Genomic DNA, 13886 nt, shown 5'->3' on the forward strand with positions numbered 1-13886 from the left:
GCCCGCGGCCGAGCCGGCGGCCAGCCGGGCCTGCAGCCGGCCGTGCCGGAACCGGTAGGCGCCCGCGCCGTGCCGGAACAGGCCGACCGTCTCGACGTGGTCGAGGAAGGCCAGCAGCCGGAGCGGGGTCCGGTTGCGGGCCGCGAGCACGAAGCGGGCCACCGCGAATCGCACCCAGGCGCCGCCGCCCCGCCGGTACAACCACCCGCCGAGGCCGAGGCCCAGACCCGCGTACGCCTGCGCGGCCACGGCGGGAAGCCGCGGCAGGGCGTTGGTCAGCCAGAGCCCGGCCAGACCGAGGAAGACCAGCGTGACCGCGGCCGCGACGGTCGACGGCAGCGCGGCGACGGCGGCCGCGCGGTCGGCCCGGACCGTGCGGACCGGACTGGTCGCGCTCAACTCCGCCCCCGGCGCAGACAGGTCGACGCGCAATGCGCGGCGCAGGGCGGTGAGCACGAACCAGCCGACGCCCACCACCAGGCCGGCGCGGACCTGCACCGACCAGTGCTGCGGGTCGGGAAATCCGCCGAGCAGGGTGATCAGCCGCCGCGGGGGCGGGAACATCCAGAGCAGCGCCCAGGTCAGGCCGCCCCAGAAGGCGCCACCGATCAGCCCGGCGACCACTCCGTCGGCCAGGGCCCGCCAGCCGCCGGTGAAGAGCGGCCGCACCGGTGGCACGCCGAGGTCCGTCGGGCCGCCGCGGAACACCGCGCGGACCGTCGCCGCCAGGGCGGCCACGGCGACCAGTGCGCCGGGTCGGGTGGCTGCGGCGTGCAGCAGCTCCCGGCCGGCGGGTTGATTGGTCGCGGCGGCCAGGGCGCCGAGCAGGTCCCGGGCCAGGGCCAGGGCGAGCCAGGCCGCGAGCCCGGCGCGCAGCCCGTCGAAGCCGGCCCAGAACGGGCGCGGCAGCTCCACCGGAAGCTGCCACCAGCGGAACTCCCGGTGCTCCAGCGACTCCATGTGCCGGGCCAGGAAGGTCAGGTACCGCCGGGACCGGTCCGGTTCCCAGCGGCGCAGCCCCTGGCCGCCGCGCCGGGATCGCAGGGCCGCGTCGACGGCCCGGGACAGCAGTTCGTCCTCCACCGACCGCCGGCCCCGCTGGCTGGCCAGGGGCAGCAGGTCGCGCGGGTCGGTGCCGGGCTGGTCGAACGCGGTCCGAGCCATGGCCACCATCAGCGGCGTGGACAGCGCCATGGCCAGTTCGGGGTCGGCGTCGATGCGGTCGGCGACGGTCGCCCAGTTGTCGGCCTGGTGCAGCGGGGCGGCGTCGCGCAGGTACCGGCCCACCTGCGCCCGGGTCAGCGGTGCGATGCTGACCGCGGCGGCCGCCCGCAGCGGCTCACCCTGGATCAGGTACTTCTCGTAGACGGAGGAGCGGCAGGTCAGCACGAAGCGCTGGGTCGGCAGCTCGTTGAGTTCCGCCAGGCACGCGGCCAGCCGGTCGTCGGGCAGCTCGTCCAGCCCGTCCAGCACCGGAACCACGAGATCGGCCAGCAGCAGGTCACGCACCACCGCCTCGCGCCGGGGGTGACCGGCCGCCAGGTACGGGTGGCGCCGAGTGATCCGGTCGACCAGCCAGTCGTGGAAGCCCTCGGCACCGGGGTCCCAGGAGTCGACGGGCAGCAGCACGGGGATCGGCGCGTCCGGGTCCCGCCGCGCGGAGAACTCCCGGACCAGCCGCAGCGCGATGATCGACTTGCCGGAGCCGGGTGGTCCCAGCACCAGCAGCCGCCCCGAGGGCACCGAGCGGTAGCAGCGCCACAGCGCGCCGTCGCGGCCGGCGAGATCCATCGGCACGGCGTCGGCGGAGCGGCCGATGGAGCGCCAGGACGGTTGCAGCCGCTCGGCGGCGTTGTCCCATGCCACCGGCAGCGGATAGGGCTCGTCGACGGAGCGCAGCAGGCTCTGCCCGGTCGGTTCCCGCCGGACCAGCTCGGCGAGTTCGTCGGCGGCGGCCCGCCGGTGCGCCCAGGCCGTCGGCGGGGCGGTCTCCCGGTCGGCGAACACCTGGTCCACCACCACGTAGACGGCGATGACCCCGGCGACCACACCCCAGGTCCAGTTGACCTTCTCGAAGTCGTACCGGGCCCAGACCCAGGCGGTGCCGCCGGCCCCGAGCAGGGTCACGACGGTTAGCAGACTCCACTTCCACACCCCGCGCCGCACCGGACGATTGTCGCCGTAGTGCGCGGCGGCGCACAGTCCCCTCCATCATGGACGCTGACATCAGCGGTTCCGGTGTTCACCGTCTCGCCGGCGGCGGTCAGAGGGCCGCGTCGAGCGCCACCTCGCCGGGGGTGTCGACACGCACCGTGGCCGTGCGGCCAGCGGCGCTCACCTCGTACGAGCCGAGGAACCCACGGAACCGGACGCGACCGTGCGTGTCCGTGACCAGAGTGGTGGGTGGCAGCCACCACTCGCCCTTGATCAGCCGGTGCAGTGCCTCGTACGAGGGCTTGCGGCTGCCGTCGACGCGCAGGAAGCCGCCCGGTGCGCCCAGCCAGGCGCCGTCGCTCACGCCCCAGTACGTGACGGCCTGCACAGACGGGTGCGACAGGAGGGTCCGGTAGTGCCGGACGATCTCGTCCGCCTGGCGCTGCTCGCCTTCGGGAGTCGTCGGCCAGTCCGGGATCTGGTAGTCGTTCAGGTCCACGATCTCCGCCGGCATCAGGTGGCCGGACACGATCGTGGTCTCGGTGAAGTGGATCGGCAGCCCGTAGCGGGCGAACCGGTCCACGATCGCCAGCGTCTTCTCCTCCCCCCAGTAGCCCTGGTGCATGTGGCTCTGCAGGCCCAGCGCGTCGATCCGCACGCCGGCCTCCAGCACCCCCTCGATCAGGCACTCGTAGGCGGCCGACATGTCGAAGTCGTTGAGCAGCAGCGTGGCGTGCGGGTTCGCGGCCCGGGCGGCGTCGAACACCATCCGGACCATGGGGATGCGGCCCAGGCCCCGGCAGAGGCGGGTGATCCCGTTGTCGTCCCGGTCGAAGATCGGCATGATGACGACCTCGTTGATCACATCCCACGCGTCGATCACACCGGCGAAGTCGGTGACCTCGCGGGTGATCCGGTCCCGCTGCACCCGGGCGATCTCCTCGGTGGGCAGGTCGCGCAACCAGTCGGCGGTCACCGTGTGCCAGGCCAGCGGGTGGCCCTTGACCGAGCAGCCGCGGTCCGCGAACCAGCGGGCGGTGGTCAGCAGGCGCGCCGTGTCCGGTCGGCCGCGCTCGGGCTCGAAGCCGCCCCAGTAGAACGGCAGCGTGGCGAAGTTGAACAGCTCCAGCCACTCCCGCGCGACCAACTCGTCCAGCTCCGTGCCGGCGCCGTTCGCGAGGTCGATGAACTCGAAGCCGATGCAGCCGAACCGGAAGCTGTGGTCGCGCTGGGCGACGGTCACCTCCTGGCCGGCCAGCGGCCGGCCGTCGCGCGTCACGGTCACGGTCGATTCGGCGGTGCGGTGCTCCATCGGTCCTCCCCGGTGATCCGGGCGCCCGTGTGGGCGGCATCCGGATCACAAGGTTAGGTACGTCAGGTCGCACCGTCACCGGCCGCCCGAGGTGCCCGACGTCGCGGCGGGCAGGCGGGTCAGCGGAGACCGTCGCGCGCCCGGCGGAGGAAGTCCCGCTCGGCGGCGTTCCCCGTGTGCGCGATCGCCGCCTCGTACGCCTGGCCGGCCTCCACCCCCCGGCCGAGCCGGCGCAGCAGGTCGGCGCGGACGGCGTGGAAGACGTGGTAGCCGGTGAGGTCGAGCCGGTCGACCTCGGCCAGCGCGGCGGCCGGCCCGTGCACCTCGGCGAGCGCGACCGCCCGGTTCAGCGCCACCACCGGGCCGGGGGCGTGCGCGGTGAGCTGGTCGTACAGGGCGAGGATCTGTCGCCAGTCGGTGTCGGCGGCGGTGGCCGCGTCGCTGTGCACCGCGTTGATCGCGGCCTGGATCTGGTACGGGCCGGGCCGGTCGCGCCGCAGGCAGCGGCGTACCAGCGCCTGCCCCTCGGCGACCAGCGCGCGGTCCCAGCGGGCCCGGTCCTGCTCGGCGAGGGGCACGAGGGAGCCGTCGGGCGCCACCCGCGCGGGTCGGCGCGCCTCGGTCAGCAGCATCAGCGCGAGCAGGCCGAGCACCTCCGGCTCGTCCGGCATGAGCTCGGCGAGCAGCCGGCCCAGCCGGATCGCCTCGGCGCACAGCTCGTCGCGGACCAGCCGCTGGCCGGAGCTGGCGGTGTGTCCCTCGGTGAAGATCAGATAGAGCACCGCGAGCACCGCCCGGACCCGGTCGGGCAGGTCCGCGTCGCGCGGCACCCGGTACGGGATCCCCGCGTCGCGGATCTTGGCCTTGGCCCGGACCAGGCGCTGCGCCATGGTCGGCTCGGGCACCAGGAAGGCCCGGGCGATCTCGGCCGTGCTCAGCCCGCCGAGCAGGCGCAGGGTCAGCGCCACCCGGGCGGCGGTGCCGAGGGCCGGATGGCAGCAGGTGAAGATCAGGCGGAGTCGGTCGTCGCGCACGGGGCCCTCCTCGGCCGGCGGGTCGGGGGCGTACAGGAGGGCGGCCTGCGCGTGCCGGTCGGCCCGGGAGGCGTCGCGGCGCAGCCGGTCGATCGCCCGGTTCCGGGCGCTGGTGATGATCCACCCGGCGGGGCTGGGCGGCGGGCCGTCGGCGGCCCACCGGCGCACGGCCGTGGCGAAGGCCTCCTGGACCGCCTCCTCGGCGAGGTCGATGTCGCCGAGGACGCGGACCAGGACGGCGACCGCCCGGCCGTACTCCGAGCGGAACACCCGCTCGACGTCGGTCGGCTCCGTCATGCCTCGCCCTGGAACGGGCGCACCTCGATGGGCAGGGTGGTGGCCAGGGCGTAGCGGCGGCCCCACTCCAGGGCGGCGTCGAGGTCGGGCGCGGTGATGATGGCGAGGCCGCCCAGGTACTCCTTGCCCTCCACGTACGGCCCGTCGGTGACCAGGACCTCGTCACCCTTCGGGCGCAGCACGGTCGCGGTCTCCGGCGCGTGCAGCCCGTTGCCGAAGACCCAGTTGCCGGACTCCTTCAGCGCCCGGTCGACGGCGTCGACCTCGCGCATCACCCCGGCCAGGAACTCCGGGTCCGGCATCTCCCCGACCGGCTGGTAGATGCTGATCAGGTACTGCTTCACGGTTCCTCCTCGTCCGGCGGGGCGACCTCGTGCCGCCCTCCTCCACCCTCCACACGAACGGGCCGGCCCGGTATCGACATGCCGGGCGGGGACATTTCCGGGATCGCGCCGAGCGGCCGGGTTCGGATGTCGTCGGCCTGGCCGATCGCGCCGGCAGCCGCGGAGCGGGTGACCGCCACCTGTCGTAGAAAGAAAATCTTCCATACGTCTATTGCAAAAATTCTCCGGTGTGTGACGTAATACTGACAGTTCCTTTCGTCAGACTCCCGCCGCCCGAGGGCGGCAATACCCCCAGGGAGGAAACATGCACCGTCCCCTGCGATCGGCGCTGCGTACGGCGGCCGCCGCCCTGCTCGCCACGGTCACCCTGACCGCCTCGGTGACCCTCGGCGCGACGCCCGCCAGCGCCGCCCCGGCCGGGTTGCCCGGCATGGACGTCTCCAGCTACCAGGGCAACGTGAACTGGTCCGCCGCCTGGAGCAACGGCGCCCGGTTCGCGTACGTCAAGGCCACCGAGGGCACCGGTTACACCAACCCGTACTTCGCCCAGCAGTACAACGGCTCCTACAACGTCGGCATGATCCGCGGCTCGTACCACTTCGCGCTGCCGGACCGGTCCAGCGGCGCCACCCAGGCCAACTACTTCGTGGACCACGGGGGCGGCTGGTCCAAGGACGGCAAGACCCTGCCGGGCGCGCTGGACATCGAGTACAACCCGTACGGCTCGACCTGCTACGGGCTGAGCCAGTCCTCGATGCGCAGCTGGATCGCCTCGTTCGTGAACCAGTACTACTCGCGGACCGGCCGGTGGGCCACCATCTACACGACCACCGACTGGTGGAGCACCTGCACCGGCAACACCTCGCAGTTCGCCTCGAACAACCCGCTCTGGATCGCGCGCTACTCCAGCACCGTCGGCACGCTGCCGGCCGGCTGGGGGACGTACTCCTTCTGGCAGTGGGCCTCCTCCGGCACCTTCCCGGGTGACCAGGACGTCTGGAACGGCACCCTGGACCGGCTCAAGGTGCTGGCCTGCAACGGACCCTGCTGACCCGCTCGCCGGTGGCGGGCCGGTCGTCCCGGCCGCCCGCCACCGGCGGTGTCCGTTCCCGAGAAGGAGCCCCCGATGTCCGTCCCCCTCCCCCGGCGGGCCGTGCTACGCGGCGCGGTCCTGCTCGGCGCCGCCGCGCTGACCCAGTTCGGCGGTGACCGGGACGCCCGGGCCGTCGCCGGCGCGGTCGACCAGCCGACCATCGCCAACTGCGCCACCTGGGGCGCCCGGCCGCCGTCGTCGGCGGTCAGCATCGTGCAGAGCCGCCCCAACAAGATCATCATCCATCACACAGCGTTCCCGAACTCCACCGACTACAGCCTGGCGCACGCCTACCAGAACTCCCGCGACATCCAGAACCTGCACATGGACACCAACGGCTGGATCGACTCCGGGCAGCACTTCACCAACAGCCGCGGCGGCTACCTCACCGAGGGCCGGCACGGCAGCCTGTACGCGCTGCTGCACGGGCAGACCATGGTCCAGGGCGCGCACTGCGTCGGGCAGAACAGCCAGGCGATCGGCATCGAAAACGAGGGCACCTACCTCGACGTGCAGCCGCCCCAGGCGCTCTGGGACAGCCTGATCTGGTTCTGCGCGTTCACCTGCCAGCAGTACGCCATCCCGGCCAGCGAGATCTACGGGCACATGGACTTCAACTCCACCCAGTGCCCCGGCCTGCTGCACGACCGGCTACCGGAGCTGCGCAGCGCCGTCGCCGCCCGACTCGGCGGCTGACCGCCCGCGCCGGGCCGGCCCGCCGGCCACCGGTTCCAAGATCATGGTGAAACCTGGCTGTCGTGGCCTCGCCCCGACGACGAGGCCACTACCGCCAGGATCGAGCGTGGTCGCCGGAGGAGAACCGGCGAATGGCCGGAAACCCACCCGGCGGCCACGGCCGGTGCCGCAGCCTGGGACCGTGGCGGAGCGGCGGACGGCAGGCGGGGGCCCGGACCCACGCGTGCCGCTGCCCGAGCTGTACGCCACGCTCCGCTCCAGCCCGGACGGGCTGGCCACCGAAGAGGCCCGCCGCCGGCTCACCGCGTACGGGCCGAACGAGCTGCGCCGGCAGCGGCGGCGCGGCTGGTGGCGGGAGCTGGGCCGGCAGGTGGTCCACCCGCTGGCGCTGCTGCTCTGGGTGGCCGCCGCGCTGGCCTGGGTTGCCGGTACCCCCGTGCTGGCCGGGGCGATCCTGGTGGTGATCGCGCTGAACGCGCTCTTCGCCTCGGTGCAGGAACGCCAGGCCGAGCGGGCGGTCGAGGCGCTCACCCGCTACCTGCCCCGGCAGGCCCGGGTCCAGCGGGACGGGCGCTGGCAGGAGATCCCGGCCGGGGAGCTGGTGCCCGGGGACGTCCTGGCCGTCGCCGAGGGCGACCGGATCTCCGCCGACGCCCGGCTCGTCGACGGGTCGGTGGAGGTCGACCTGTCCGCGCTGACCGGCGAGTCCCAGCCGGTCTACCGCTCGGCCGACGCGCCGCCGGCGGCGGGCGGGCCGACCGAGGCGGCGAACCTGCTGTTCAGCGGCACCAACTGCCTCGGCGGGGAGGCCCGGGCGCTGGTGCACGCCACCGGCATGGGCACCGAGCTGGGCCGGATCGCCGCCCTCTCGCAGCGGGTCGGCCGCGAGGAGAGCCCGCTGGAGAAGCAGGTACGCCGTATCGCCTGGCTGATCGCCGCGGTGGCGGTCGGGGCCGGGCTGGTGTTCTTCCCGATCGGCGTGTTCGCCGCCGGCATGCCGATCGGGGACGCCTTCGCGTTCGCCATCGGCCTGCTGGTCGCCAACGTGCCGGAGGGGTTGCTGCCCACCATCACCCTCGCCCTGGCCGTCGGTGTCCGCGGGCTGGCCCGGGTGGGCGCGGTGGTGAAGCGGCTCAGCGCGGTGGAGACCCTCGGCTCGACCGACGTGATCTGCACCGACAAGACCGGGACGCTGACCGAGAACCGGATGCGGGTGGTGGCGGTCCGCGCCGGCGACGCGCTGCGTGACCCGGCCCCCGGCCCCGGCGAGCACCCCGACCCGGCGCTGTGCGCGCTCGCGGTCGCCGTGGCGGCGTGCAACAACGCCGGTCCGGACGCGGGCGACCCGACGGAGGTGGCGCCGCTGCGCCTCGCCGCGGACCTCGGCGTCACCGACCCGGGTCACCCGGGGCGGCGGGCCCAGTTCCCGTTCGACCCGAGGCTGCGGCTGATGTCCACGGCCGACGAGCGGGACGGCCGGCTGTGGCTGCACGCCAAGGGCGCCCCCGAGGAGGTGCTGGGCCGCTGCACCCGGACGCTCGGCGCGGACGGCGGGGAGCGGCCGCTGGACGAGGCGTACCGGAAGGAACTGGCGGCGGCGGTGACCGCGCAGGCCGACCAGGGCCGGCGGGTGCTGGGGGTGGCCCGACGCCCGCTGGACGCGGTGCCGGCGCGGCGCGCGGAGGCCGAGCAGGACCTCACCTTCCTCGGTTTCGTCGCGATGGTCGACCCGCCCCGCCCGGAGGTGCCCGAGGCGGTAGCCCGCTGCCACACCGCGGGCATCCGGATCATCATGGTCACCGGTGACCACGGGCGGACCGCGGCGGCGATCGCACGGCAGGTCGGCATCGTGCGCGGCGAGCCGACCGTGGTGACCGGCGACCAGCTCGACGCGATGACGCCGGAGCAGCTGCGTGAGCTGCTGGGCCAGCGGCGGGAGGTGGTCTTCGCGCGGGTGTCGCCCGAGGCGAAGCTGCACATCGCCGAGGCGTTGCGGGCCAACCACGAGGTGGTCGCGATGACCGGCGACGGGGTGAACGACGCGCCGGCGCTGCGGCGGGCGGACATCGGGGTGGCGATGGGCCGGACCGGCACCGACGTGACCCGGGAGGCCGCGACCATGGTCCTCACCGACGACAACTTCGCCACCATCGTGGCGGCGGTCGCCGCGGGCCGCCGGGTCTACGACAACGTCCGCAAGTTCATCCTCTACATCTTCGCCCACGCCACCCCGGAGGTGGTGCCGTTCCTGGTCTTCGCGCTCTCCGCCGGGGCGGTGCCGCTACCGCTGACCGTGCTGCAGATCCTCGCCATCGACCTGGGCACCGAGACGCTGCCGGCGCTCGCGTTGGGCCGGGAGCCGGCCGAGCCAGGGCTGATGGACCGGCCGCCGCGGCGGCGCAGCGACAAGGTGGTCAACGCCCCGATGCTCGCCCGGGCCTGGGGGTTCCTCGGGCTGATCTCGGCGGCGCTGGTGATGGCGGGGTTCTTCGCCGTGCTACTGCGGGCCGGCTGGCGCCCGGGCGCACCCACCGGCCCCGGTACGCCGCTGCACGACACGTACCGGGAGGCGACCACGATGACCTTCCTCGGCATCGTCTCGTGCCAGATCGGCACGGCGTTCGCGGCGCGCACCGAGCACGCCTCGCTACGGTCGGTCGGCGTGTTCGGCAACCGGCTGCTGCTCTGGGGCATCGCCTTCGAGATCGCCTTCGCCGCGCTGATCGTGGCGGTGCCCCCACTGCAGGACGTCTTCGGCACCCGGCCGCCCGAGCCGGCCCTGCTCGCGCTGCTGCTGGCCTTCCCGCCGATCGTCTGGGGCGCCGACGAACTGCGGCGCGCGGCGCGCCGCCACCCCAAGCACTCGCTTATATAAAGCGTGACATCTGGTAGAAAGGGCACGTGCACGCGTTCGACGTCCTCGGGGACCCGGTCCGCCGCCGGATCCTCGAGCTGCTGGCCGGGGGCGAGCAGACCGCCGGCGGCCTCGGCGCGACCGTCCAGCGGGAGTTCGGCATCAGCCAGCCGGCCGTGTCGCAACACCTCAAGGTGCTGCGCGAGCACGGCTTCACCACCGTGCGACCCGAGGGCACCCGGCGCATCTATGCGGTCGACCCGGGGCCGCTCCGGGAGGTCGACGAGTGGCTGGCCGGCTTCCGCCGGTTCTGGACCCCGCCACTGGAGGCGCTCGCCACCGAGCTGGCCCGCGGCCGCCGGGAACGGCGGCGGCGCGACGGCAACTCTGACGAGAGGACAAACCCATGATCGAGGCATCCGGACAGATCAACGCCGTCGAGCGCCGGATCGGCAGCCGTACGCTGCCCGCCGGCCAGGCCCGCGTCATGACCATCAGCCAGACGTACGACGCGCCGGTGGAGGACGTCTGGGACGCCTGCACCAGCGCCGAGCGGATCCCCCGCTGGTTCCTGCCCGTCTCCGGTGAGCTGAAACTCGGCGGGCGCTACCAGCTGCAGGGCAACGCCGGCGGCACCGTCGAGCGGTGCGATCCGCCGCACAGCTTCGCCGCCACCTGGGAGATGGGCGACGAGGTGAGCTGGATCGAGGTACGGCTCGCCGAGGCCGGCGCCGGGCGTACCCGGTTCGAGCTGGAGCACGTCGCGCACGTCGACGACCAGCGCTGGGCCGAGTTCGGGCCGGGGGCGGTCGGCGTCGGGTGGGACGGCGCCCTGCTCGGCCTCGCCTCCCACCTCGCGGCCGACGGCAGCGGGGTCACCCCCGACCAGGCCGTCGCCTGGATGGGCTCGGACGAGGGGCGGTGGTTCATGACCGAGAGCAGCGCCCGGTGGACCGAGGCCAGCATCGCCGCCGGCACCCCGGCCGACGAGGCCCGCGCCGCCGGCGACCGCGTCACCGCCTTCTACACCGGCGCCCCCACCCCCTAACCCCCACCCCACCCCTCCCCCGCCCTCCCCGCCCGCCCCGCCGTCGATCATGGACTTGTGGCGCCCCGACGTGCTCCGTACGCGGCTTTCGCCGGCGCCACAACTCCTTGATCGACGGGGTACGGCGGGGCGGCGGGAGGGCTGCGGCAGACTGTCGATCATGAAGGTTCGATCCGTCGCTGGTCTCATTGGTGCCGTGCGGGCTGGTGAGCGGGTGAAGTATCTGCACTTCTGGGGGCACCGGCCGCAGCGCGACGGGAGCGTCGGCGCCGGCTGCCTGAGCCAGTGGTGGCCGGCGCCGTTCACCGTGGACGGGCGGACGTACGCCACCGCGGAGCACTGGATGATGTGGCACAAGGCGGTGCTCTTCGGCGACGCGGAGGTCGCGGCGCAGGTCCTCACCGCCGCCCACCCGCACCGGGCCAAGTCCCTCGGCCGGCAAGTCCGCGGCTTCGACGAGGCGACCTGGGCGGCTCGCCGCTACGACATCGTGGTCGCCGGCAGCGTGGCCAAGTTCGGCCAGCACGAGGAGCTGAAGCGGTTCCTGCTCGGCACCGGCGACCGGGTACTGGTGGAGGCGAGCCCACTGGACCGGATCTGGGGCATCGGGCTGGCCGCCGACGACCCGCGCGCGGGCGACCCGGAGCGGTGGCGGGGCCACAACCTGCTCGGCTTCGCCCTGATGGAGGCCCGCGAGGCGCTGCGGGACGGGATTGCGTAACGGTCCCGCCCACGACCGCTGACGGACCGCGCGCCGGGCGGGTAACGTGCAGCGGCGTGACCAGCGCACCGTACTCGCACTGCTCGTACTGCGGCGTGGCCTACCCGGCGGGCGCCGGGTGGCCCAGGGTCTGCGCGGGCTGCGGCGAAACGGTGTGGCGCAACCCGCTGCCCGTCGCGGTGGCGGTGCTGCCGGTCCGGACGCCGACCGGCCTCGGCGTGGTGGTGGTCCGCCGCGACATCGAGCCGGCCCGTGGCGAGCTCGCCCTGCCGGGAGGCTTCGTCGAGTACGGCGAGGAGTGGTCCGAGGCGCTGGTCCGGGAGTTGCGCGAGGAGACCGGCCTGCTGGCCGAGGCCGACGAGGCGCGACTGTTCGCGGTGCACGGGGCTCCGGCCGGCGGCACCATGATGGTCTTCGGGGTGCTGCCCGAGCGGGCGCTCGGCGACCTGCCCCCGTCCGCGCCCACCGAGGAGGCCACCGAGTGGCTGGTCCTCACCGAGCCGGTCGAGCTTGCCTTCTCCACGCACACCCGGGTGCTCGCCGACTTCCTCACCGCCCAGCGGACGGACTGAGCCGCGCCGGCCGACCGGCGTCATGGGCGAAGGTAGACCGGCGGGACGGTGTCGGTGAGCCAGACGCCGTTGTCGCTGCGGTAGAAGACGAAGCCGTGCTCGGCCATCGCGGCGGCCTCGACGGTCAGCACCACCACCGTGCCGGCCCGACGCGCGCCGACCCGGCGGGCCGTCGCCACGTCCGGCGACAGGTGCACGTGGTGGCGGCGGCCCCGGCGCAGCCCTTCGACGCGGATCGCCGCCAACGCGCTGTCGATGGTGCCGTGGAACAGCAGCTCGGGCGGCGCGGCCGGGGCCAGGCCGAGGTCGACCGGTACGGAATGCCCCTGGCTGGCCCGGATCCGGTCGACGCCGTCGGCGCCGCGCGCCACCGCGAAGCGCCGCTTGTCGTTCCCGGTGACCACCGCGTCGAGGTCCGCACGGCTGAGCCGAAGGGCCGCGAGCAGATCGGTGACCGGCACCCAGCCGGCCGCGTCGAGCGTCAGGCCGAACCGGTCCGGCCGGTGCCGCAGCGCCAGGGACATCCGCTTGCTCACCCGGACCAGATCCCGATGATCCACGCAGTCAGTGTGACCGACGGACGGGCCGCCCGCGACGCGAAATCAGCGGACGACCCTCGGGTACGCCCGGCAGGGCGGGACCCGTCAGACGGAGCGGACGAAGACGGCCGGGGCGTCCGGGCCGGCGCCGAAGACGACCCGGCTCCCGCCGGCCCGCTCGACCGCCTCGTCCCAGCCGGCCGGCGCGACATCGCCCTGAGGGCCGAAGCGCGGGGTGAGGTAGCCGGCCTCACCCGGCCCGTCGACCACACAGAGCGTCAGCCGGCTGATCAGCGACCACTGCTCCGGGCGGAGGTCCGCCGGCGGGTCGACGGCCAGGCGGAGCACGGGCCCGGCACCGGACAGCTCGAACCGGACGGACTCGGGTGGCAGCATGGCGGGCATCCGGTGATCATGCCAGCCCGCCAGTCTCACGCGGCGGCGCGGTCCGCGAGCGGCCGGCGACGGCGGCCCGGGTCGGTGAGCCCGGGCGGCGCCCAGACGCCGTCCGGCTGGTAGAGGTTCACCCCGGGCGGGACGATCTCGTCGATCCGGTCGAGCACCGCGTCGCCGAGGGTGAGCGACGCGCCGCCGAGCAGGCCGTCCAGCTGCGCCATGGTGCGCGGGCCGATGATCGCCGACGTGACCGCGGGGTGCGCCACGGTGAACGCGACCGCCAGCTCGGGCAGCGTGTAGCCGACCTCCTCGGCGAGCGCGACCAGGGCCTCCACGGCGGCGTACTTGGCCGCGTTGCCCGGCAGCGCCGGATCGAACCGGGCCGGGGTGCGGGCCGGCCGCCCGGCGGTGAGGTCGACCGCCCGGCCCTGCCGGTAACGACCGGACAGGAACCCGGAGGCCAGCGGGCTCCACACCAGAACCCGTTACCTGTCAGTGCGCTTTAGCGACTGATCGGTATGTCCCGCCTTGCGGTGGGACGGTCCCGGCCTGACCGGCGGATGCCGTGCCGGGTTGACGTTTCATGGCCACCGGCCCGCCGGGGCGGGTCTTATGGTCGGCTCCACGTCCTGCCACCGGGCCACTCCCGGCGGTGGTGACGGTGACCTCATGCGCGAGCGCGGCGAGGTTACGCGCGGCGTTCAGGTCCCGATCGAGGACCAAGCCGCAGGAGTCGCAGAGGTAGGTTCGGACACGCAGCGGCAGTTTGGCTTTCACCGCGCCGCAGTCGGAACAGGTTTTGCTGGAGGGATACCAGCGGTCGGCG

At 74.1% G+C, this 13886-nt stretch carries 15 protein-coding genes; 7 read left to right on the forward strand and 8 right to left on the reverse strand.

Annotation, left to right across the window (positions count from 1 at the left end):
• The 4 genes from ACWEVO_RS13010 to ACWEVO_RS13025 all read right to left on the reverse strand — a co-directional run.
• The coding region (locus tag ACWEVO_RS13010; RefSeq protein ID WP_452307741.1) for an NACHT domain-containing protein at positions 1 to 2127 on the reverse strand (2127 nt) is incomplete at its 3' end.
• A gap of 136 nt (positions 2128 to 2263) precedes the next feature.
• Positions 2264 to 3466, reverse strand: coding sequence for an endo-1,4-beta-xylanase (locus tag ACWEVO_RS13015; protein WP_452307742.1), 1203 nt, complete (start codon positions 3464 to 3466; stop codon positions 2264 to 2266).
• A gap of 119 nt (positions 3467 to 3585) precedes the next feature.
• Complete coding sequence (locus ACWEVO_RS13020; protein ID WP_452307743.1) at positions 3586 to 4797, reverse strand: RNA polymerase sigma factor; 1212 nt, start codon at positions 4795 to 4797, stop codon at positions 3586 to 3588.
• Positions 4794 to 5141 carry a YciI family protein gene (locus tag ACWEVO_RS13025; protein ID WP_452307744.1) on the reverse strand — a complete coding sequence of 116 codons (348 nt, stop codon included), beginning with the start codon at positions 5139 to 5141 and terminating at the stop codon, positions 4794 to 4796. The genes ACWEVO_RS13020 and ACWEVO_RS13025 overlap by 4 nt, the downstream gene beginning before the upstream one ends.
• Positions 5142 to 5445: 304 nt before the next feature.
• On the opposite strand from ACWEVO_RS13025, the gene ACWEVO_RS13030 reads away from it, so the two are divergent.
• The 7 genes from ACWEVO_RS13030 to ACWEVO_RS13060 all read left to right on the forward strand — a co-directional run bounded on the left by ACWEVO_RS13030 (position 5446) and on the right by ACWEVO_RS13060 (position 12125).
• Positions 5446 to 6192 carry a lysozyme gene (locus tag ACWEVO_RS13030; protein ID WP_452307745.1) on the forward strand — a complete coding sequence of 249 codons (747 nt, stop codon included), beginning with the start codon at positions 5446 to 5448 and terminating at the stop codon, positions 6190 to 6192.
• Positions 6193 to 6267: 75 nt separating this feature from the next.
• Positions 6268 to 6930 (forward strand): peptidoglycan recognition protein family protein, encoded by a 663-nt coding sequence (locus ACWEVO_RS13035; protein WP_452307746.1) that lies wholly within the window; start codon positions 6268 to 6270, stop codon positions 6928 to 6930.
• A gap of 223 nt (positions 6931 to 7153) precedes the next feature.
• Positions 7154 to 9805 (forward strand): cation-translocating P-type ATPase, encoded by a 2652-nt coding sequence (locus ACWEVO_RS13040; RefSeq protein ID WP_452307747.1) that lies wholly within the window; start codon positions 7154 to 7156, stop codon positions 9803 to 9805.
• Between the two features lie 26 nt (positions 9806 to 9831).
• The gene (locus tag ACWEVO_RS13045; RefSeq protein ID WP_452307748.1) at positions 9832 to 10194 is read left to right on the forward strand and encodes an ArsR/SmtB family transcription factor; all 363 of its coding nucleotides are present in this window, start codon (positions 9832 to 9834) and stop codon (positions 10192 to 10194) included.
• Positions 10191 to 10832: an SRPBCC family protein gene (locus ACWEVO_RS13050; protein WP_452307749.1), complete on the forward strand. Its 642-nt coding sequence runs from the start codon at positions 10191 to 10193 to the stop codon at positions 10830 to 10832. Before ACWEVO_RS13045 ends, ACWEVO_RS13050 begins: the two co-directional genes overlap by 4 nt.
• Positions 10833 to 10992: 160 nt before the next feature.
• A complete protein-coding gene (locus tag ACWEVO_RS13055) occupies positions 10993 to 11553 on the forward strand; it encodes an NADAR family protein (protein WP_452307750.1) in 561 nt (186 codons plus the stop codon).
• A 56-nt stretch (positions 11554 to 11609) separates the two neighbouring features.
• A complete protein-coding gene (locus tag ACWEVO_RS13060) occupies positions 11610 to 12125 on the forward strand; it encodes an NUDIX domain-containing protein (protein WP_452307751.1) in 516 nt (171 codons plus the stop codon).
• A gap of 20 nt (positions 12126 to 12145) precedes the next feature.
• On the opposite strand, the gene ACWEVO_RS13065 is transcribed toward ACWEVO_RS13060, so the two are convergent.
• The 4 genes from ACWEVO_RS13065 to ACWEVO_RS13080 all read right to left on the reverse strand — a co-directional run.
• Positions 12146 to 12685 carry an RNA 2'-phosphotransferase gene (locus ACWEVO_RS13065; RefSeq protein WP_452307752.1) on the reverse strand — a complete coding sequence of 180 codons (540 nt, stop codon included), beginning with the start codon at positions 12683 to 12685 and terminating at the stop codon, positions 12146 to 12148.
• An 84-nt stretch (positions 12686 to 12769) separates the two neighbouring features.
• Positions 12770 to 13069: a hypothetical protein gene (locus ACWEVO_RS13070; protein WP_452307753.1), complete on the reverse strand. Its 300-nt coding sequence runs from the start codon at positions 13067 to 13069 to the stop codon at positions 12770 to 12772.
• A 26-nt stretch (positions 13070 to 13095) separates the two neighbouring features.
• The gene (locus tag ACWEVO_RS13075; protein ID WP_452307754.1) at positions 13096 to 13536 is read right to left on the reverse strand and encodes an aldo/keto reductase; all 441 of its coding nucleotides are present in this window, start codon (positions 13534 to 13536) and stop codon (positions 13096 to 13098) included.
• 16 nt (positions 13537 to 13552) lie between these two features.
• Positions 13553 to 13886 (reverse strand): zinc ribbon domain-containing protein (locus ACWEVO_RS13080; RefSeq protein ID WP_452307755.1); only part of this gene is annotated, 334 nt, incomplete at its 5' end.

The sequence above is a fragment of the Micromonospora sp. NPDC003776 genome, assembly GCF_053605645.1.